This is a genomic window from Allorhodopirellula solitaria (assembly GCF_007859855.1).
GTDB lineage: Bacteria > Planctomycetota > Planctomycetia > Pirellulales > Pirellulaceae > Rhodopirellula > Rhodopirellula solitaria.
This window is the reverse complement of sequence record NZ_SJPK01000014.1, coordinates 86,414-106,175: the sequence shown is the minus strand read 5'-3', so window position 1 is coordinate 106,175 and position 19,762 is coordinate 86,414. Positions and strand designations below refer to the sequence as shown.

Genomic DNA, 19,762 nt, shown 5'->3' with positions numbered 1-19,762 from the left:
GGGCGTGCTGCACGGGCGTGGGTTGCGGTGGCGGCACGTTAATCCGAAGGATCAGGCGGCGTCGGTGGCTAACTCACTCGCCTGGCGAGGCGAAACTGAACTTTGAATCGTGTCCCAAAACTGATTGCCAATGAGCGAATAATCAAAGTGCTCATTTCCAATAGCGTAACTGTTTGCGCCCAACGATACGCAGTCGTCGTAGTGTTGCATGCGTGCAACCGCAGCGGGTAACCCGTCCGGCGCGTCGCATGCAATGAAAGCATCTGGAAACTGCGACGTCCATTTCAAGGCCGACGATGAACGCGGGCCGCATACCAGGATCGGCAGTCCCGTAGCCGTGTAGTCGGTCAGTTTGCTGGGGAAATGGATACGCATGTTGAGGCTGGTTTCCTCAAACGGAATAGGCAGGAACAGTGCATCCAGCTCCTCGCGCAACAACGCGACAAACTCGGAGGCGGGGATGTAGCCGCGGAACTGGATCGGCAAGTCCTTGCTCAACCGCGAACGCAGTGTTACACCCGGCGGGACACCGTAGATGTTGATTCGAGATTCCGCTCCAAACGTTTCTTGGATCGACTGAGCGAGTGACCGCAGGATCTGCAGCGAGGATTCTGAGTAAACGGTGCCGAATAGTCCAATCGTGAATGTCGCGTGGCCGCGGACTCGCGCCGCCGCATAGGGCTGATCCGAGACGACTTGAGAACGCCCCGGCAACAACACGCTGCCAGGGGTGCCTGTTCGCTCTCGATAGTACGACTCCATGTACGGTGAGACACACATTCTCGATGCAGCTCCGACGTAAGCTTGAAGAAAAGCTCGCTCGATCGACTGTGTTTTCAGAGGCGTTCGCGGGAAAGTTTGGGATGGGTAATCATGCACGATCAGGTGCAGCGGCTTGTGGAGCTGCCTCGCTACTGCATCGGCGACAAGCCATCCGAGCCCGTGTGCGACGGTCACGATGGCGTCCACGTCTTCGCACGATCGCCGGACTCGTCGAATGGTCGACTCTAAGAGTGTGTAGTTGACTAATCTTCCTAAATCACCCAGCCCGCTGCGGCGGAGGTTTTGGGAAGCGTACTTCACATTTTCGTAAAACGCATGCTCAACGCGATTCTCAGGATCCGAGTGCCTTCCGAGTTCGATGATGCGACACTGGTCTGGATTCTTGCTGAAGAGCCGGTACAACACCGCCGAGCCGTGAAAGGTTCCTTCGACGGAGACATCTCCCACGTACGCCAACTGGCGATGGTTTCCGCTGCGACCCCGCGTCTGCCGATTGCGGGCCTCCATACTGAGTGTTTCGATCGTGTCCATCCATTGTGCCTTCTGTACCTTGCCAATCGAGAGGTCTTGCTTGGCACATCTATCTAATAGGAGGCTGTTCCGCAGATCTATCTAGATGGCGTTTTGGCGTTACTCCCGTCGTACCTCACGGTGGTTCCGGTAGGCAAAATGGGAGTGGGGTGTCAAGTGGATATCGCACTCGAGATTGGGCGGTGAGCGGCCATCGTATTGCCCGGTGTAACTGTTTTCGCTAACTTGGATTCTCGACGCGTAGCGAGACGGCTCACTTTGCCACTTTTGACACGGATGGAATCCATGCAAGTTGTACTCCTTGCAGGCGGACTGGGGACTCGACTCCAAGAAGAGACGACTGCGCGCCCCAAACCGATGGTCGAAATAGGTGGCCAGCCGATTTTGTGGCACATCATGAAGGGCTTTGCCCGCTACGGGCACGACGATTTTCTCGTTGCCTGTGGCTATATGGGCAACTTCATCAAAAGGTACTTTCTCGATCAGTATCATCTCGCAGGTGATCTGAAGATCGATTTTGGCTCGGATATGACGCAGCGATCCGAATCAGAGGTGGCGTCTTGGTCGGTGAATCTTATCGATACTGGGCTGGATACCATGACCGGTGGTCGTCTTCTGCGTTTGCAGGACAAACTCCGCCGTGAAACGTTCATGCTCACTTACGGCGACGGTGTCAGCGACATCAACATTGATGATTTGGTGGCTTTCCATCGACAACAGGGACTGCTCGCTACCGTGACGGCGGTTCGTCCTCCCGCTCGCTTCGGCGGCCTTATCGTTAACGGAGATACGGTCGAGCAATTCACAGAAAAACCAACAGCTGGCGAAGGCTGGATCAACGGTGGTTTCTTGGTCTTTGAACCCGAGATTTTTAAATATCTGAAATCGGATCAATGTAGCCTGGAGGCCAACGCGCTCGAACAGGTCGCTGCCGCCGGGCAGCTTGCTGCCTACCGGCACGATGGTTTCTGGCAGTGCATGGACACGCTTCGCGACAAGCATTACCTACAGAAACTCTGGGATTCAGGGGACGCACCCTGGATGCGAAATGCAGTCGAGCAACCCAAACGACTGCGTGTGATGCCCGCTCGGCAGTCGGTATCCTAGTGGGATTCGATAAGCGGACTCTTTGCAATGGGCATTGTAAAAGTCAGCCAACCTGTCGGGATCCATCACTCTTCAATGGAATGCTCCACCATGGATCAGCAGCCTAAAAGCCGGGACTCGATTGCCCCCGTGTTCTGGCAGGACCGTCGTGTTCTCGTTACCGGTGCCACCGGTCTCGTGGGAGGTTGGTTGGTCAAGCGTCTCTTGGAAGCCGGCGCCGACATCATCTGCCTGATCCGAGATTGGATGCCCTCTGCGGAAATCGTTCAAAACGGTTCATTGGATCGCGTGACGGTCGTCCGCGGTGATATCTGTGACCAGGAATGTCTCGAACGCGTCCTGGGTGAGTATGAGATCCAAACGGTCATGCACCTGGCGGCGCAAACGATTGTCGGGATCGCCAATCGCAATCCAATCTCCACGTTCGAAGCCAATATTGGTGGGACATGGAAACTGTTAGAGGCCTGCCGGAGATCACCGCTGGTCAAACAGATCGTGATGGCCTCATCGGACAAAGCTTACGGCGAGGCGGAGACGCTGCCATACACCGAAACCACGCCACTGGCTGGGAAGCACCCTTACGATGTCAGTAAATCGTGTGGGGATCTCATCGCCCAGACCTATGCTCATACCTACGGCAGTCCTGTCTGCATCACACGCTGCGGCAATTTCTACGGCGGCGGAGACTTGAACTGGAACCGTATCATTCCAGGAACGATCCGAAGCGTTTTGCGTGCAGAGGCGCCGGTCATTCGCTCCGATGGTTCATTTGTTCGCGACTATTTCTACGTTGAGGACGGCGCTGCGGCGTACATGCATCTCGCCGAGCAGATGGCTGTCCGTCCAGAACTGGCAGGGGAAGCTTTTAACCTCTCGACGGAGATGCAGGTCTCGGTGCTTGACGTCGTCAGAAAGGTGCTCGGTGGACTCGGCAGTGACTTGGAACCCGTCGTATTGGGGCAGGCGTCCAACGAGATCAAGCACCAATACCTCGACGCCGGCAAAGCACGCGACATGCTCGGCTGGGAACCGCTATTCACATTTGAACAAGGTCTACAGAGAACGATTCAATGGTACTCCAACTTTTTAAGCCGCAACACGATGTCGTAGGCAACAACATCGCGGCGGCGACCTGCTGCCGAGGTTGCGGTCACGAGCATCTCAATTCGGTTCTCTCGCTCGGCAGCACTCCGCTGGCCAATGCGCTGCTCGCGGATTCCGACCTAAGCAAAACTGAACGCCGGTGGCCACTGGATCTCGTCCGCTGCAGGGATTGCTCGCTCGTTCAGATTACCGAAACGATTCCGCCCGAGAGCCTGTTTCGCGAGTATGCATACTTTTCATCCTTCTCAGACACGATGGTCGCCCACGCTCGAGAAATCGCCAGCCGAATGATTGAGGAGCATTCGCTCGGTGGCGATAGTCTCGCGATGGAGATTGCCAGCAATGATGGTTACCTACTGCAGTGGTATCACCAAGCAGGTATTCCGGTACTCGGTGTCGAACCGGCCAAGAACATCGCTGAGGTCGCGGTCCGCGACCGAGGCGTCGACACCGTTTGTGAATTCTTCGGTAGTGACCTGGCCAATCGTCTGGCCTCCGAAGGAAAACGCGCCGACGTGATTCATGCGAACAACGTGCTCGCACATGTGGCTGACCTCAACGGGGTCGTTGCCGGATTGGCGACACTCCTGAATCAGAACGGTCGCGTGGTCGTGGAGGCACCCTACCTCGGAGACCTCATCGATCGAGTGGAATTCGACACCATTTATCATGAGCATCTTTGCTACTTCTCACTCACTGCTCTGACACAGCTGTTCGCGAAACACGGATTGCAGGTCGTGGCGATTGAGCGACTCGCGATCCATGGCGGTTCATTGCGAATCATCGCGGCGCACGCCGGCGCGGTTGAGGTGTCCGCTTCAGTCCAGAACTTGCTGCATGAAGAAGCGGAGTGGGTGTTCGACGAAGACCATTACGCGCGGTTTGCTGAACGCGTTGAATCACTGCGGCAATCGTTGGTCGAGTGCCTTACCAAGCTGAAGCGCGAAGGCAACCGGATCGTGGTTTATGGCGCCTCCGCAAAAGGCAGTACGCTGCTGAACTTCTTCGGCATTGGACGCGATTTGGTCGATTACGTCGTCGACCGTAGCACCGTCAAGCAAGGCCTCTATACCCCGGGCACGCACCTGCCGATTCATTCTCCCGATCGACTCGTCGTCGACCAGCCTGAGTACTGTCTTCTCCTGACATGGAATTTTGCCGACGAGATCATGCGGCAACAACAGGACTACCGAGATCGGGGCGGGAAATTCATCATTCCGATTCCCGAAGTTCAATTCGCATAGCACCTCTCCGTCATGCAAACGATCAAGAGTCGATCATGCCCGATGCCGTAACTCTCGTTGTCCCCACGCACAACCGCACTCATTTTCTGCGACGGTTGTTGCTCTATCTCGATCAACGTAGCTTCGATCTTCCGATCCTGGTGGTCGACTCCAGCAATGCTGAGGCGGCTACGGAGAATGAGGTCTTGATCGACTCGTACTGTGATCGTCTGAGGATCCGCTATCGTCATAGCGACCAATCCTTTGGGACGAAATGCGTTGCTGCGCTCGGTTCGGTAGCGACCCCCTACACGGTGTTCTGCGCCGATGACGATTTCCTGATGCCTGAATCGGTTCAGAAGTGTGTCGAGTTTTTGGAGCAGAATGAAACCTATCACTGTGCCAGCGGCATTTGGGTGCAGGTTGAGGCGAAGCGAAGTAACCGTTGCTCTCAGTTTCGCTGCGATCAGATTGACGATGACTGTCCAAAACGGCGTTTTGAAAAGCTCGCTGGGAACTGGTTCTCAAACTTCTATTCCGTGTACCGAACCGAGCCGCTGAGGCGCGCCTGGCAGGTCGCTGACGGGGCAACTGACTACAACGATGCCCGGATCTTTTTGGAATTGATGCTTTGCCAGCTCGGAGTGATCTATGGCAAGACCGCGGTGCTGCCACACACCCACTATCTCTTTGAACTTCACGGTGACAACGACAGTTCTCTGCTCCCGTTAATCGCCAACGGCGAGAAAGCCAACCGCCTCTACGACCAGTTTGAAAACAGCTTGGCCGGAGAGCTTGCCGACTCTGCCGGCGAGTCGCCCGAGACGGCTAAGCACACGGTACGAAAGCACTACGGCTACTTGCGGACCGGTCAATCCGTGAAAAGCAACTATCGGCCAACGGGCGTTCGCAAGTATGCTCGCAAACTACGGCAGAGTGTGGCGAAGATTCGAGATGGTATATCCAGGCACCCGACGAAAGTTTGGACGAGACGCCGTCTGCGGCCCGGCCACGTGTACCTGCAATCGGATGCCTGGCGGTGCGCGATCGAAATGACCGGACGTTTTCCCGCCGGCATGAACGCCGAACAACTCGCCACCGAACGTTCGAGAACTCCTGCCAACCACGCCGCGGCCTAGTCTCCGAGAGAGCAAAGCAATGCAACCACTCCCCTTCTCGATCGTAATCACGAATTTCAATAAGGCTCGCTTGATCGACGCCTGCCTGCGATCTGCCCTGCAGCAAACCGTTGATCGTTCGCAGTTTGAAGTGGTCGTGGTCGACGATTGCTCGACGGACGATTCACTCCAGATCCTATCGGGCTACGAGCCGGATATTCGGGTCATCACCAATTCCGTCAATCGAGGAGCGTTGGGGGCGACACTGGCTGGGGTCGACGCATCCCGGGGCACGTATGTCGTGACGCTCGATGGAGACGACACCATCGCCGAGAATCTTCTGCAAACCTTGGTGGATTCCTCGTTGCTGCGACCGGATCGATTCATGCGTGGCCGGATCGATCAGAGCCACGATCGACCGAGAAAGAGCACCCTCATTCCCGCTGTCGGGGATCCTGTTTGCCTCACTCCTGCATGGCACCTCGCCCTGGAACCCAAAACGGGTGGCAGTTCGTTGGTGTTCCCCCGCGACGCGGTTGCAGATCTCTGCGGTCGGTTTCCTCCCATCGCTGTGCAAGACCATGCGATTCCCGAGATGCTCTCTCTGGTCATGAACGACTATCTGCGATTGAGTTGTTACACCCACTTTGCCGACACCGGAGATTGCGTGGAGCACCTTTCAGGCAATTCGGCCCAACTTCATCACGACAAGCTGCTCTGTGGACTAGCGATCCTCGAAAACGCCACGGAGCTCAAACCCGTCCCCACATTGATCACTGGGCTCCGACGCCGCTTGATGGGACGCTGCCTGCGATACGTGTGGAAATACCAACTCTGGGGATCGGTGCCCGCGTGCCGCAAACTCCTCGGTTCCCCTTCTCTGGAGCAACTCCGGAGCGTCGCCCACCGGGTCGCCCAGGAAATGCGAAGCCGTCATGCATCCATCCGCTACTATGCATCCGAGACCCCATCGAATCAGCATGCAAACGCCGCATAGTGTCGTTCAGCAAGGCAAACGCGATCGAGGTTCGCAGGGAGTCAGCCCGGGATCGAATCCCAAATCGGTGCAAGTCATGGTCTCCGTTTGGACCAGAGTGCTTGGCTCGTGTTTTGCTTGCCCGACATACCGCCCGAGCTGGGTTTTGATCGGGGGGAGATGCCATCAAACCGTTCATGGCCCGCAGGGCATGGCCCGCGGCAATGCCTACCCCGTCGTCAGCCGGATACCAGCAACACCATGGCAACAACACTCGCCGCAAACAGCAGAAACTTCTGTCGCTGGAGTACCAGTGACATGAGAGGTTTCTGCGTTTGGCAATCAGACGTGATCGAGGTTCTGGTGCCTGCTTTGAGGCTCCATCTCACGATGTCGACGTCTAGCCGAGTGGAGCATCCTTAAGCTTCCACTGTCCGTCAACTTGCTCGAGCGTCCAGGTTTGCTGTGTTTCAGCTACCGAATTCCCTCGCTTCGCCCGCGACTCGCTGGAGGATGTCGCATGCATGACGCCGAAGATCTTCACTGGCACAGTCACCTGATCTCCAGCGTAGGTCGGTTCTCCGGTGACTTGGTACCCTCGTTCGCTATATTCGCGTCGATTCTCAGGCACTGAACCGGGGACGAACGCGTCAGCAAACATTGCTTCATCGCCCGCGATATCACCTAAGCCTTCGACACTCGCGAATACGTTCTGCTCGTCGGTTGGCTTGATTCCCTCCGAGGAGCCACAGCCCAGAATTGCACATGCACACAAGGCGAGTGCGAATCCCAATATACTCTTCATCTTCATTCTTTCTCAGTTCGAGTTTGGTTCAGTAGTTGGACGTGCAGGCGTATCGCCCCGCACCGTTATTCTTGAATCACTTCTTTATTCTGGGTAGTGCTCATAGGCTGCCAGATTTTAAGGTTGTCAACCGAATCAGTGACAAACCGCACGCCACCATCGGCCATCAGAACGTTCACGCCACCGGTGTGATGGCTGCGAGCGGCCGCGTAGATCTCTGAGGTGTCACGTTCCTCCAAACACGGTAAACGCTCGGCTGTGTTGATGTTCGTGGTCGTCGATGCGTCGGTGATCTCGTCACCACACGCGGCCAAGACGTCTTTCTCAATTGAGTTCGGGTTGCGGAAAGCAGAGAAAATCGTCGCCCCCATCGCGGGTGACATCCAGACGCCGCGAATATCCGTCTTGGAGTCGGCAGCGAGAATCTCACTCATCGCCATTGTGTTGCTCAGACCGTCGAGAAAATCGCGACTCTGCATACCGTTTTTGTTCTGAAAACGATCCCCTGCCGTTGTGCCGCTTGGTTCAATATTCAAGATTTCATCTTGATGGGCGTAGTAGGTTCCAAATGCGCCGCGTGTTTTCGGATCTTCCCACGAAAGCATGTCGCCCGATCCCCAGCACGCAGCATAATTATTCCCTTTCGCAAGTGCCTCCAGCCCATAGCTGCCGTCTGAAAACTGGGTGCGTACCAAGGGAGCCGAGGGACATTGATCAAACGACGCTAACTGGTCGCGTCCCAAATGCTGTGTAAAGGCGTGATACTCGCAGTCGTCGCAGGGGTTGGAAGTGTGGCTGTCCGAGCGAGATTCTTCGCAGATTTTGACCCGCTCCCACATGCCGGGTTGTTCGATGTAAGGAAACAGCATTGCGAGCCAGTGCCATCCCAGTTCGTTCTGGCCGTGCTGCCAGCCACCGGTCTTGAAACGGTTTCCCGACTCGTCATAGTTAACATTGCCCGGCGGAAACGCGTTGAAAGCGGACATGTGGTTGTGCATGGCTAACCCGAATTGCTTCATGTTGTTTTGGCACTGCATTCGGCGGGCAGCCTCACGTGCCGCCTGAACCGCGGGCAGCAACAGTCCAACCAGCACCCCGATGATGGCTATCACCACCAACAATTCAACGAGCGTGAAGCCGCCTCTACCTGAAAACTTTTTACGCATAACAATCACTCTCAAAACGATTTCAAAGAAAAAACAGGGGGCGTCCCCCTGCCCACAAGACATATTAGTGGGTGGTTGCAGGACACTGTGTTAGCAGGGCCCATTGGGCAAGTCAACAAAATTTGTAGCTTTTTTTTCTCCAGAACCCGATCGAGGCTGTTCCTCGGTTCGTTTATCTAGGATTTTTGGTGGGCTTTCCCAGCATGTCGTTCAGTGAGCGAGTTGATCGCATACCTTCCTGCAACCGAGTATTGTCGTGCAGTTGAATCCGACCCGTTTGGAGGGAGCTTGGCTGATCGAGCCGGAGCGTCATGTGGATGTACGAGGCTTTTTCGCGAGGACGTGGTGCCATCGAGAGTTCACCGACCATGGTCTCGACGGCAGATTGGTTCAGTGCAGTGTTTCGTTCAACAAACAGGCGGGGACGCTTCGTGGCATGCATTACCAGGCGACGCCTAAGGAGGAGGTCAAGCTTGTGCGTTGTACTCGCGGTAGCGTCTATGATGTGATCGTGGATCTCCGGCCCGAGTCGGCCACTTTCGCGCAACACGTTGGCTTTGAGCTAACCGCAGAAAACCATCGGGCACTGTACGTACCCAAAGGCTTCGCTCATGGTTTCCAGACACTCGTTGATGATACCGAGGTTTTCTACCAGATGAGCGATTACTTCGATGCTCCATCGGCGCGAGGGTTTCATTACGCCGATCCGGAGCTAGGGATTGATTGGCCATTGCCGGTCTCGGTCATTTCGCAGAAGGACGCGGAACTGGGGTGGCTGGAACGATGAAAATGGCTGTTACCGGAGCCACGGGTTTTATCGGTCGGCACCTCGTGTCCGAACTGCTTGAGCGCGGGCACGAAATCATCGCGGTCGGACGCAGTCGGGAGCGGTTTCTAACCATGGACTGGGCATCGAAGGTGTGCTTTGAGCAGATCGACATCGACGAGCCGGATCCAGCCACGCTGCAGCGACTCGTCGCCACGGATTGTCTGCTGCACCTGGCTTGGCCGGGGCTCCCCAACTATCAAGATCGATTCCACTTTGAGAGGAATCTGCCCGCAGCCTACCGCTGGATCCAAGCGTTCGTTGACGAGGGGTGTCGGAATGTGCTGGTCACCGGAACTTGTTTCGAATACGGCGCTCGTGAGGGAAAGCTGAGCGAGTGGATGCCCGTCGAACCTACGAATTCCTATGCGCTCGGCAAGGATTGTCTGCACCGATTCTTGCGGATCTTGCAAACCTCATTGCCGTTTCAGTTGACCTGGGCACGTTTGTTCTACACTTACGGTGCGGGCCAGAATCCAGGCAGCCTGATCGCACAGCTTGACGCGGCCATTGATCGCGGTGAGGACAGTTTTGCGATGTCGGGCGGAGAGCAGATACGTGACTATCTCCCGGTCAATGTGGTTGCCCGCCATCTGGCCATGCTCGCAGAGAAGCAGGATTTTGACGGGACTGTCAACATCTGCAGTGGCGAGCCAATCTCTGTTCGGCGTCTCGTCGAGCAGCACTGCGCAGCACGAAACGCTGAGATGACGCTGCAACTTGGGCACTATCCCTATCCCGATTACGAGCCCCTGGCAATGTGGGGCGACCCTTCACTCCTCCAATCGCTTGAGCAGCCACGATGACGTCCATTGACCCCACCGAAGAGTTTCGCCGGGAGTGCCACGATCGCGTAGAAGGTTATGCAGACAGTGCCATGGCGCAGTCGGGCCGCGAATTCATGCGGGCGAGCACCGAGCCAAAGTACTCCTACAATTTCAGCTGGTTGGGACGGCCGATCATTCAGTATCCGCAAGATATGATCGCCATGCAGCAGTTGATTTGGCGCATTCAACCGGACCTTATCATTGAAACCGGGATCGCCCATGGCGGTTCGTTGATCTTCTCGGCCTCCATGCTCGAGCTCAACGCCGCTTGCGGCGGCCCAGCCGACGCCCGGGTGCTCGGTATCGACATTGATATTCGCCAGCACAATCGCCAAGCGATCATCGATCACCCCATGGCCAAACGCATCAACATGATCGAGGGTAGCAGCGTGGCACCGGAGATCGTCCAACAGGTCAGGCAGCAAGCGACCGGCAAACGCAGCGTGATGGTTTGCCTCGACAGCAATCACACCCATGATCATGTCTTGGCCGAACTGAATGCCTACGCGGACCTAACGAGTGTCGGCAGTTACTGCGTCGTCTTTGACACGATCGTCGAGGACCTGCCGAGCGACATGTATCCGGACCGAAGTTGGGGGCCAGGCAACAGTCCCAAGTCAGCGGTGAAGAAATTTCTACAAGCTCGCGACGACTTCGAAGTTGACACCTCGATCGATAATCAACTGCTCATCAGCGTGGCACCTCAGGGCTACCTACGTCGCCTCCGTTAACAGCCTGCCGGTCGTCGCGTGAGTGAGCCGAGACGTGGGCGGCGCTACCCGGTACGAGTGCGTCCGGCTTAGCATCGCGTGAACAGTAGGTGGCGAATTTCGCGAGATCTTTTCTGTAGTGGACGAGGCGACGAGCTGTCGGTTACCCACAAGTATCCCGTTAGGGATCAAAGAGAATAGCCGTAGGTCAGCGCAGCGCCACACACGGTGTATCGTTGAAGATGGAGCGTCGACCCCGAAGTGGGGCGCAGACCTCGTGGTGCATGATCTTCAACCCCATTCGGGGTTGGCACGCGTGTTTCTCAGCGTTTCCGGTGGTGTTCGCTGCGCTCGACCACCGGCTATTTTCTAAAACGCCTTCGGCGTACGAAGACTTGTGGGTAATCTTTAGAAGGCGACGAGTCCTGCGGCTTTGGACTCGGCGCTTCGTTCACCACGACAGAAATTGATCGTACGATGTTTAGCCAGATTCTCCCCTCTGTTTGAGCCCATCGACCGTCTTCCCCATCACCATCACATTCCACCCGATTGGTAGAGTCGAATGTCCTATGGATGAACAACAAATTAGTTGTGTAACGTCGTGTTTCCGTCCTGCATGGCAGTCCTGCATGGGAAGTACAGGTGACTCTCGATGGAAAAGAGAGGTGTCTCAGCAGAGATAGCTGCCGAGCATCGCCTTGCAACGCGCAACCCGTACCAATTCAAAAGCGTAATAGATCTACCGAGAATGGCGAAGAGCGATCCACAGATCGCCGAATTCGTAGCGCGTCAAGTCGCTATCAGCCCGAAAAATTGGTACATCCGACGGAAGCGTGCGCAGAGCACAGCGGAAGGTTTTTTTTGAGGCATGGCTCTCGTATCCAATGATCGTTCAAAAATGCGTCCCTGACGAACAAACGCTTCCCAGGGACCGACAACACCATTGGCGTACCGCTTTTGCAGGGAAACGCTGGCGACCGAGATATACCTTGCCAAGCCCGCACCTCTGCAGAGCTCGGCTCCGTTTCTCCCGGCAGTGCCAGTCTAACATTGATAATCACATCCCACAAATAAATCCTTGGGTACGGGAGCCATGCCTTGAAAACCTCGGCCGCACGCTTCCGTCGGATGAGCCGAAAAATTCGGGTTTGACTTGTCTCGACTTTCACTGCTTTGGTATTCTGCCGAGCCACCCCCATCGCTTTGGTATTCCCTCAAGCCAACTTTCAAGGATGAAGCAATGCGACGAACTCTGGCTTTCGCTCTCTGCACTTTCGTGCTGCTTACTGGATGCAATCCGACTTCAGTGCCCGATACCACTGACTTCGGACGATTCGAGGGCGACATTGTCGCATCTTGGGCTGAGAATGGTCGCGACATGGTTCTGAAGGACTCGTTTCGTTACGTTGACGGATCGAATCGCGAGTGGACTGCGCCGGCAGGCGCTGTCGTTAACGGTGCGTCGATTCCTTCGGCGTTCTGGTCAGTGATCGGTGGCCCCTTTGAGGGCAAGTATCGCAATGCATCGGTCGTTCACGATGTCGGTTGCGAGGAGATGCTGGCTTCATGGGAAGATGTTCACATGATGTTTTACGAAGCATGTCGTTGTGGCGGCGTCGATGACAACCAAGCCAAACTGATGTACTACGCCGTCTATCACTTCGGTCCTCGTTGGGAACCGATCGTCGAGACCGTCGCTCAGCCCGTTGACAACGGCAACGGCCAGACGGTGATGCGAAACGTCAACGTGCAGCGCGTCGCTCGCATTGACCCACCGCCGCCGACGATTGAAGAAGTGCAGCAAGTGGAAGCATTTGTGGCCGAAGAAAACCCTCAGCCGGAAGCCATCCGCAGACTCAATCGAGATCAATTGCGCCGTCGTGGTGATCGCTCGAACCGAAATGATCAAAGCCAAAGCCGTTCGCGTGACTTTGCCAAAAGATGGGATGACCAGAATCGGTCTGCCCGTTCGCAAAATCTCGGCACGCAGTCTCGTTCGCGGAGCCAATCAGGATTGCAACCCGAAACCGAGGAAGCTGTCATCGCACGAGTCCGCAATCATGTCGAGCAACAGGCCGGCGAACTTCGACCCGCCGTCTACACCGTGCAACCCGGACGCAATTCGTATCGCGTGGAGGTTCAATACGTCCACGAAGACGAGCAGGGCCAAGTTGTCGCTGACCCCGGTTGCAAGAGCACAGCGATCGTTTCAAGCGAAGGGAAACTTGTCGAGTTTGTTAGTGGAAACGGAGTTTGATCCCGAAGAAGTGGCGATCGCCTACGTTTACACCCGCGTATGTCGCCGTTGTTTTCTCTTAGCGGGCGATCCGGTATCCGGGAAGACCTTCGACTACCCGAAGGTCTGGATCGAGGAGTATTCGCAGCGATTCGCATCCTATTTTGGCGTCGATCTGCTGGACTGGACGGCCCGCCAGACCGCGCCCGCGAGCTGCTGACCACTAATTCGCGGCTCTCACGAATTTTCGCGTGCAGCAATCGGCAGCAGGGAACCGGAAATAGAGAAGGTGCGCACCGAAGTCGGCTCGACAAGTTGATCAGCGGGGTACTTGTTGTGCCCAAGAGATGACAGTTTATCGACTCGGCCGCCATCTGCCGTCGATGCAATGAAGCAAGCATTGACTCGGCGAACAAAGTGCTACGTCCCTCTGATCTTTCCCTCTGATCTCTGAGGGTTCTCTATCGCAGAGGCGCATAGAACGCAGAGTCCTGTGCGGGTGTGTTCTCGATTTCACCTCTGCGTTGTGAACTGAATCTGAATAAATTCAACGCAGGGAGGATCGGTCTTAGTTTTCTGCGATTCAATCGATAACCCCGCCCGCTAATTTCGAAAACGTCGCTCACCGTTGTGACAAGTACACGCGGGAGCAAACGAGTGGGTCGCTGACAGGCGGGGGCCGTTGATTAAATACTCCAGCTGCTTATTTGCGACAGAGTTGCTGCAGTTTCTCTTGGCCAGCTCCGCTGTCGATGGCTTCTGCAGCGACGGCGGTAGCTCGGCGCAGGTCGTCGCACTTGCCCACGAGTAGGAGAGCGACGGCGCAGCCGGCGACGACGGTATCGCGCCGGGGCCCTGGCTTGCCGGCAAAGAGATCGCGAATGACTTCAGCGCTCTCGGCGGGGTCGGCGACGACGAGCGTTTCGGCGTGGGTGGGTGGCAGCCCAAAATCGGCTGCCGTCCAGCTGTGTTGGGTTTGCTGCGACGAGCAAACTTCGGTGCATCGTGTCGTTCCGTCGAGCGACACCTCGTCCTGGCCGTCATCGGCACAAACCACAAAACTGCGTTGAGTATCGAGTTCGCTCAATGCTGAGGCGATCTTGGCCTGTGTTGTGGGCGAGACCGTGCCGAGCAGTTGATGAGTGGCGGCGGCGGGGTTGCAGAGCGGGCCGAGCAAGTTGAACAGCGTCGGCACGCCGAGACTACGGCGAATGGCAACAACATGTCTCATCGCGGGGTGCAGTTTTGCAGCAAAGCAAAAACAGATGCCAATCTCTTGGAGGCTCCGCGCGACTTCATCCGCATCGGATTCGATCCGCACGCCGAGGTGCTCGAGCACGTCGGCTGATCCCGAGCGGCTCGTCGCGGCTCGATTGCCGTGTTTCGCGACAGCCACGCCGCAAGCAGCAGCGAGAATGGCAACGGCAGTGGAGATATTGAACGTCCCCGAACCGCTGCCGCCCGTTCCGCAGGTATCGAGCAAGACTTCGTGGCCATGCTCGATTCGCGTCATGTGAGTTCGCATCGCCCTGGCTGCACCGACGAGTTCACTGACCGACTCGCCCTTGTCCCGCAGCGCCAAGAGGAAAGCGCCCACACTCGATTCCTCCGCCTCACCACGCAGCATGACGTCGATGAGGTGCCCGGTCTGCGCCGCCGTCAGGTCGGTACCGGAACGGGCGAGTTCAATGGCAGCAGGGAAATCAAGCATTGCGGTCAAGAGTGGGAGTGCGCAGGAGAAACGAATCAGTCCGTGATGAGTGGTCTGTCGAGGGGGCCGGCATTTTGCCTCTTGTAAGCTTCCATCGCCACCCGTCGACGCCAGTAGCGTTATTTTCGCGTGCTCGTCTTCTCCTCTTCTCCACCGGGGGCGGAGATCTTAGACTAAAGGCATGTCACGAAAAATTATACTCGACTGCGATCCTGGAATCGACGACGCGGTTGCCATTACGATGGCGTTATTTGATCCGCGTTTGCACGTCCTGGCTGTCACGGCCACTGCGGGCACGGTCGATGCGAAGGTGGCCAATGCGAATACCGCAGCGATCATTGCTAAACTGGATCCGGCACGCTATCCACGTGTCGGTTCGGCGGTAACGCCGGCCGATGCACCTGTGCTCGATGACATGCATCTCAACGGGCCCGACGGTTTAGCCGGCTGTCACTTTCCCTCGGCGTCGCGGCAGAACGATCACCCCAGCGATAAGGTAATGGCCGACTTCATTCGGCGCTATCCCGGTGAGGTGACGATCGTTTGTTTGGGGCCGCTGTCGAACATGGCTCGGTTGCTGCGCCGCGACCCAATGATCGCACCTTTGATTGACAAAGTCATCATCAGCGGCGGGGCAGTGGCTCAGAGCGGCAACGCGACGGCTGTTGCCGAGATGAATTTCTTTTTCGATCCCGGCAGCGCCCAAGAAGTCTTTGCATCGCCGACGACGAAGAGTCTCGTGCCGCTCGACGTGACGGATTCGATCACATTTGGTCTCGATCTGCTCGAAAAGCTACCCGATGTCTCCTCGCGTGCGGGATGGTTGTTGCATAAGATCCTGCCTTATAAATTCCGCGCCGGCCATCAGAAACTCGGCCGCGAGGTCATGCCACTGCAGGATGCTGTGACGATCGTGTCCCTGCTCGAACCGGACCTGTTTCAGTGGGAAGAAATGGCGGGTGATGTGGAGGTCAACGGTACGCTGACGCGCGGCATGACGCTGTTTGATCGTCGCATGCGACCGGAATGGCAAACCAATATGGAAGTCGCGCGTCGTGCTTCCAGTTCCGACGTCCGCGATGCAATCATCCGCGGCCTGCGTTACGCTGGCCAGCAAACATAGAATCTTCTCATGGCTGAACTTTTTACAATCTCCGGATTGTTCACACTCGGTATGCTTGTCCTCCTGCAAGCTGTGCTAGGGTTCGACAACCTGCTGTATATCTCCCTCGAGAGCAAGCGGGTTGCCGATGACAAGCAGTCCATGGTCCGCAAACTCGGGATCGGAGTGGCGATCGCGCTCCGGATCGTATTGCTTTTTGTAGTCGTGCACTTGATCACGCTGCTCGAAGACTCTTTTTTCGAGCTTCACAATGGCTATATGGATATGGCCGTCTCCGGTCACAGCCTGATCGTTTTCTTTGGTGGTGCCTTCATCCTCTGGACGGCGATCAAGGAGATTCATCACCTGCTTTCGGACCCTGAAGTGGGGCACGGGGAAGAGAAGCCGACGTCGAGCGTTGGCAAAGCAATCGCGTTGATCGTGGTCATGAACCTGGTGTTCTCATTCGATTCGATCCTGAGCGCGATGGCATTGAGCAAGAACATGTGGATCATGTCCACCGCAATCATTATCTCGGGCATTCTCATGATCGTGATGGCTGACAAAGTCGCGGAGTTCATTAAGAAAAACCGGATGTTCGAGGTGCTCGGTCTGTTCATTCTCTTTATCGTCGGTGTCATGCTGGTAAGCGAGGGCGGTGAGCTGGCTCATGTTTCGCTTTTTGGTCACGAAGTCCATCATATGCCCAAGAGCACGTTCTATTTCGTGCTAGCGACCATGATCATCGTCGATGTTGTGCAAACTCGCTACCAGAAACGGCTGGTGGCACGACAGGAGAAGAAGTTGGCGAAATGAGTCCATGTTGGCGCGCCGCAGCAACGGTCGATGCCATCGCGGATGATTGATTGCTGCGGTGAGTGGTCTTGCTGCCCTCGGCTCACCGTTGCCGCGCCAACGCCGATTGAATCGACAGCCCGTTACGGCGTCGGCTCAGTTTTGGAGGTCCCAGTGGACGGATTCCGGTGACACCGTGAACGCAGGAGGATGGTCCTGCTCAGTTACAAGTCGCTGGGTCAGGTTCTCGTCTGTCATTTGCCGCTGGCCGATGTAGGAGGTCGTCAGCCTCGGGTTGACCTCAATGACGCAGTCATGGTTGGCGTCGTTGCCAAGGATCATGTCGATGCCGACGAAACCGCAAATTTTTCCAGGTAGTGCTTGCAGGATGCGTGAGGTCAGTGCCTGGGCGCGAAGTTGCAGTTCACTCGGCAGCGGGCCACTGCCGCCGAGATAGACGAAGTGGCTTTCCGGTGAAGCTGTGTGTGGCACTTCCTCGATGTTCTGCCACACGGCTGGCAACATGCACACGCGGCCATTTTCGCCATTGGCGACAACGGAAACCGACGCAGAGCGGCCATGAAAGTACTGCTGCGTGATCTCGTGCTGTCCCATCGACGCTAGCGCCGCGTCTAACTCATTGAACCAACGAATTCCCATCGCGCCGCAGCCGTCACGCGGTTTGACGAGGAATCCCGGGACGTCGCTGCCGGGAACCGGCGTGTCGAGTAATCCTGCCGCGTGGGGGCGAGAATGCACGTAATGTCGGCCCGCGGTGCCACGACGATGCGGTTCCAGTGACCAGGTATCGGGATGGGCAATGTCATGTTGATGCAGCCATTTCGCGGTCGACCATTTGTCGACGGTCAAACCAATCGCGCCGCCGGTGGGGGCGAGCACGTGAATTCCTGCCGCCCGCATCAATGAGATTCCCTTCGTCGACAAATCATCGCTTTCCGGAATGACGACGAGAGCGAACTCGCAGTCCCGTGCCGCATCAATCCATCCTACCCAGGGCTCGGCACACGGTTGCATGACAACGGTCTGCACCGCGGTCTGGTCAGATGGCTGAAGCGATGATTCTGGTAGCGATAGTCGTGGATCTACCGGCGTTTGAACAATCGCCCACTGCGCCACATCATCGACGATCGCCCGCCACATCGCGGTTCCCTCACGGAGCAAGGATGGAGGGATTGCGTCGAGCGGGGTGTCGAGCATACCGCCGCCGCACAAATATTCCCCCACAAAGACTCGTGGCCGGGTCGAACGAGGTGACGTGTCGCTGTTGAGCATACCGTTTGCCTTGATTGAAAGTAGGCGTCGTTCCCCGAGTCGCCTACCTGCCTCTCGGGGGGATCTTGCTACTCATGAACAATGAGCTCTGCCGCAGCATCGCACAATGACTTCGCTTGTTCCGTGGTTTCCGCCTCGGCGATCATCCGGACGATCGGCTCGGTGTTGCTGCCGCGGACCAACAGCCAGGAGTCACTCCACTGGAGGCGTAAACCATCGTTGGTGTCGGCTTGCGCATCCTGGAAATGATTTTGCAAGCGGCGGAGGATCTCGGGCAATTGGCTTGCCGAGACTTCGGATTTATCTTTGTGGATCGCCCGCTGAGGCAATTCGTCAGCGAGTTGGCTGAGCGGTTTGCCGGTACGGCAGAGCAGATCGAGGATCTGCGCCATGCCGACAAAGCTATCGCGGACATAACCGACCGTTGGATCAATTGGCCCACCGTTGCCTTCGCCGCCGTAGGCTGCTGAGTGGGCGATCATCATGTCGGCGACATTGGCTTCGCCGACGGCACTGCGAAGCGTTTCGACTCCGAACTGTTCCGCGACGAGTCCGCTCATCGAGCTGGTGGCTCCATTGATCACGATGGGCCCGTCGGTGCGACCGACCATCATCGCGCGTTGGACACACAGTGCCAGGGTCGCCTCTTCACCGATATAGCGGCCATTCTCATCGATCAATGCCAATCGATCCGCATCCGGGTCCTGGCAAAACCCGATCGCGCAGCCGCTGCTGGCAACCTGTGCTGCGATCTCGGTCAGATTGGAGGCGGTCGGTTCGGGGACATGGGCGAAGACCCCCGTCGGCTCCTGTCCAACGGCGGTAACCTTGCATCCGAGGGATTCTAGCAATCGCACGCCGAGCAAACCGCCCGCGCCGTGGTTGCTGTCTAAAAGGACCTGGAACTTGGCCTTGCGGACCGGCTCCGCATCGATCGTCGCGAGCACTTTCTCGAGATGGGGGGCGTGGGGATCCTCAGCTGATTGCGACGATCCAATCGCATCGTATCGACACCAGGCGGCGGTGCCCTGGAGAAAGCCGTCTCGGATTCGGCCGCCCGATTCTGCATCGAGCACGCGTCCGTCACTACCAAACAACTTGATGCCGTTGTACGGCGGTGGGTTGTGACTGGCAGAAATCTGAACTCCGCCTGCTGCAGACGTCTCTCGGACGAGTACCCCAATCGTTGGGGTCGCTGCCACGTCAGCGTCAATCACATCGCGGCCGCAGGCGTTGAGCGCCGCGATAATCGCGGCCTTCAACATAGGCCCAGTTGTGCGTCCATCACGCCCGACGACGACCGGCCCCGGCGGAATCGAAGCTGCAAAGCTCGCGATATATCGGCAGGCCACGTCCGGGGTCAAGGTTTCACCAACGATGCCGCGCAGACCGCTGACACTGATAATCAATTCGCTCATGAGAGTTTTTTCGTGGAGGACGAGGATTAGC

18 protein-coding genes are annotated in these 19,762 nt (G+C 56.8%); 12 read left to right on the top strand and 6 right to left on the bottom strand.

Translation table 11 applies throughout. From position 1 onward, the window contains the following. Window positions 1-51 precede the first annotated feature (51 nt). On the bottom strand, window positions 52-1,314 hold the full coding sequence (locus CA85_RS20395) for a glycosyltransferase family protein (protein WP_146393201.1): 1,263 nt from the start codon (window positions 1,312-1,314) through the stop codon (window positions 52-54). Between the two features lie 285 nt (window positions 1,315-1,599). Here CA85_RS20395 and rfbF point away from each other — a divergent pair, with 285 nt between their 5' ends. The 5 genes from rfbF to CA85_RS20370 all read left to right on the top strand — a co-directional run bounded on the left by rfbF (window position 1,600) and on the right by CA85_RS20370 (window position 6,863). Next, window positions 1,600-2,421: a glucose-1-phosphate cytidylyltransferase gene (gene rfbF / locus CA85_RS20390; protein ID WP_146393200.1), complete on the top strand. Its 822-nt coding sequence runs from the start codon at window positions 1,600-1,602 to the stop codon at window positions 2,419-2,421. Between the two features lie 90 nt (window positions 2,422-2,511). Further along, window positions 2,512-3,531 (top strand): GDP-mannose 4,6-dehydratase, encoded by a 1,020-nt coding sequence (locus tag CA85_RS20385; RefSeq protein ID WP_146393199.1) that lies wholly within the window; start codon window positions 2,512-2,514, stop codon window positions 3,529-3,531. Beyond that, window positions 3,492-4,769: a class I SAM-dependent methyltransferase gene (locus CA85_RS20380; RefSeq protein ID WP_146393198.1), complete on the top strand. Its 1,278-nt coding sequence runs from the start codon at window positions 3,492-3,494 to the stop codon at window positions 4,767-4,769. Before CA85_RS20385 ends, CA85_RS20380 begins: the two co-directional genes overlap by 40 nt. Before the next feature lie 35 nt (window positions 4,770-4,804). Continuing rightward, window positions 4,805-5,887 (top strand): TIGR00180 family glycosyltransferase, encoded by a 1,083-nt coding sequence (locus CA85_RS20375; protein ID WP_186775088.1) that lies wholly within the window; start codon window positions 4,805-4,807, stop codon window positions 5,885-5,887. Window positions 5,888-5,906: 19 nt separating this feature from the next. Continuing rightward, the gene (locus tag CA85_RS20370) at window positions 5,907-6,863 is read left to right on the top strand and encodes a glycosyltransferase family 2 protein (protein ID WP_146393196.1); all 957 of its coding nucleotides are present in this window, start codon (window positions 5,907-5,909) and stop codon (window positions 6,861-6,863) included. A gap of 379 nt (window positions 6,864-7,242) precedes the next feature. Here the strand turns inward: CA85_RS20370 and CA85_RS20365 are convergent, their stop codons facing one another. Both CA85_RS20365 and CA85_RS20360 read right to left on the bottom strand, forming a co-directional pair. Then, complete coding sequence (locus tag CA85_RS20365; protein ID WP_246113016.1) at window positions 7,243-7,647, bottom strand: hypothetical protein; 405 nt, start codon at window positions 7,645-7,647, stop codon at window positions 7,243-7,245. A 65-nt stretch (window positions 7,648-7,712) separates the two neighbouring features. Continuing rightward, on the bottom strand, window positions 7,713-8,813 hold the full coding sequence (locus CA85_RS20360) for a DUF1559 domain-containing protein (RefSeq protein ID WP_146393194.1): 1,101 nt from the start codon (window positions 8,811-8,813) through the stop codon (window positions 7,713-7,715). A gap of 256 nt (window positions 8,814-9,069) precedes the next feature. Here CA85_RS20360 and rfbC point away from each other — a divergent pair, with 256 nt between their 5' ends. From rfbC to CA85_RS20335, 5 genes are all read left to right on the top strand, one after another. Further along, window positions 9,070-9,600 carry a dTDP-4-dehydrorhamnose 3,5-epimerase gene (rfbC, locus tag CA85_RS20355; protein WP_146393193.1) on the top strand — a complete coding sequence of 177 codons (531 nt, stop codon included), beginning with the start codon at window positions 9,070-9,072 and terminating at the stop codon, window positions 9,598-9,600. A gap of 2 nt (window positions 9,601-9,602) precedes the next feature. Then, window positions 9,603-10,445 (top strand): NAD-dependent epimerase/dehydratase family protein, encoded by an 843-nt coding sequence (locus CA85_RS20350; protein WP_246113015.1) that lies wholly within the window; start codon window positions 9,603-9,605, stop codon window positions 10,443-10,445. Then, the gene (locus tag CA85_RS20345; protein WP_246113014.1) at window positions 10,442-11,197 is read left to right on the top strand and encodes a cephalosporin hydroxylase family protein; all 756 of its coding nucleotides are present in this window, start codon (window positions 10,442-10,444) and stop codon (window positions 11,195-11,197) included. Before CA85_RS20350 ends, CA85_RS20345 begins: the two co-directional genes overlap by 4 nt. A 1,219-nt stretch (window positions 11,198-12,416) precedes the next feature. Further along, entirely contained in the window at window positions 12,417-13,433 is a 1,017-nt protein-coding gene (locus CA85_RS20340; RefSeq protein ID WP_146393191.1) for a DUF1353 domain-containing protein, read from the top strand. After that, window positions 13,402-13,632: a hypothetical protein gene (locus CA85_RS20335; protein ID WP_146393190.1), complete on the top strand. Its 231-nt coding sequence runs from the start codon at window positions 13,402-13,404 to the stop codon at window positions 13,630-13,632. The genes CA85_RS20340 and CA85_RS20335 overlap by 32 nt, the downstream gene beginning before the upstream one ends. Window positions 13,633-14,115: 483 nt before the next feature. Here the strand turns inward: CA85_RS20335 and trpD are convergent, their stop codons facing one another. After that, window positions 14,116-15,123 carry an anthranilate phosphoribosyltransferase gene (gene trpD, locus CA85_RS20330; RefSeq protein WP_146393189.1) on the bottom strand — a complete coding sequence of 336 codons (1,008 nt, stop codon included), beginning with the start codon at window positions 15,121-15,123 and terminating at the stop codon, window positions 14,116-14,118. 181 nt (window positions 15,124-15,304) lie between these two features. Here trpD and CA85_RS20325 point away from each other — a divergent pair, with 181 nt between their 5' ends. Further along, a complete protein-coding gene (locus CA85_RS20325; RefSeq protein WP_146393188.1) occupies window positions 15,305-16,246 on the top strand; it encodes a nucleoside hydrolase in 942 nt (313 codons plus the stop codon). A 9-nt stretch (window positions 16,247-16,255) separates the two neighbouring features. Further along, window positions 16,256-17,041, top strand: coding sequence for a TerC family protein (locus CA85_RS20320; protein WP_186775087.1), 786 nt, complete (start codon window positions 16,256-16,258; stop codon window positions 17,039-17,041). Window positions 17,042-17,176: 135 nt separating this feature from the next. On the opposite strand, the gene CA85_RS20315 is transcribed toward CA85_RS20320, so the two are convergent. After that, entirely contained in the window at window positions 17,177-18,313 is a 1,137-nt protein-coding gene (locus CA85_RS20315; protein WP_146393187.1) for an ATP-grasp domain-containing protein, read from the bottom strand. Between the two features lie 68 nt (window positions 18,314-18,381). After that, window positions 18,382-19,731, bottom strand: coding sequence for a phosphoglucosamine mutase (glmM, locus tag CA85_RS20310; RefSeq protein ID WP_146393186.1), 1,350 nt, complete (start codon window positions 19,729-19,731; stop codon window positions 18,382-18,384). Window positions 19,732-19,762 lie beyond the last annotated feature (31 nt).

Coding starts and splice junctions, on each gene's coding strand:
- CA85_RS20345 (WP_246113014.1), top strand. CDS start 10,442: ATGACGTCCATTGACCCCACCGAAGAGTTTCGCCGGGAGTGCCACGAT.
- CA85_RS20385 (WP_146393199.1), top strand. CDS start 2,512: ATGGATCAGCAGCCTAAAAGCCGGGACTCGATTGCCCCCGTGTTCTGG.
- glmM (WP_146393186.1), bottom strand. CDS start 19,731: ATGAGCGAATTGATTATCAGTGTCAGCGGTCTGCGCGGCATCGTTGGT.
- trpD (WP_146393189.1), bottom strand. CDS start 15,123: ATGCTTGATTTCCCTGCTGCCATTGAACTCGCCCGTTCCGGTACCGAC.
- CA85_RS20315 (WP_146393187.1), bottom strand. CDS start 18,313: ATGCTCAACAGCGACACGTCACCTCGTTCGACCCGGCCACGAGTCTTT.
- CA85_RS20365 (WP_246113016.1), bottom strand. CDS start 7,647: ATGAAGAGTATATTGGGATTCGCACTCGCCTTGTGTGCATGTGCAATT.
- CA85_RS20375 (WP_186775088.1), top strand. CDS start 4,805: ATGCCCGATGCCGTAACTCTCGTTGTCCCCACGCACAACCGCACTCAT.
- CA85_RS20395 (WP_146393201.1), bottom strand. CDS start 1,314: ATGGACACGATCGAAACACTCAGTATGGAGGCCCGCAATCGGCAGACG.
- CA85_RS20360 (WP_146393194.1), bottom strand. CDS start 8,813: ATGCGTAAAAAGTTTTCAGGTAGAGGCGGCTTCACGCTCGTTGAATTG.
- CA85_RS20380 (WP_146393198.1), top strand. CDS start 3,492: ATGGTACTCCAACTTTTTAAGCCGCAACACGATGTCGTAGGCAACAAC.
- CA85_RS20370 (WP_146393196.1), top strand. CDS start 5,907: ATGCAACCACTCCCCTTCTCGATCGTAATCACGAATTTCAATAAGGCT.
- CA85_RS20320 (WP_186775087.1), top strand. CDS start 16,256: ATGGCTGAACTTTTTACAATCTCCGGATTGTTCACACTCGGTATGCTT.
- CA85_RS20340 (WP_146393191.1), top strand. CDS start 12,417: ATGCGACGAACTCTGGCTTTCGCTCTCTGCACTTTCGTGCTGCTTACT.
- rfbF (WP_146393200.1), top strand. CDS start 1,600: ATGCAAGTTGTACTCCTTGCAGGCGGACTGGGGACTCGACTCCAAGAA.
- CA85_RS20350 (WP_246113015.1), top strand. CDS start 9,603: ATGGCTGTTACCGGAGCCACGGGTTTTATCGGTCGGCACCTCGTGTCC.
- CA85_RS20325 (WP_146393188.1), top strand. CDS start 15,305: ATGTCACGAAAAATTATACTCGACTGCGATCCTGGAATCGACGACGCG.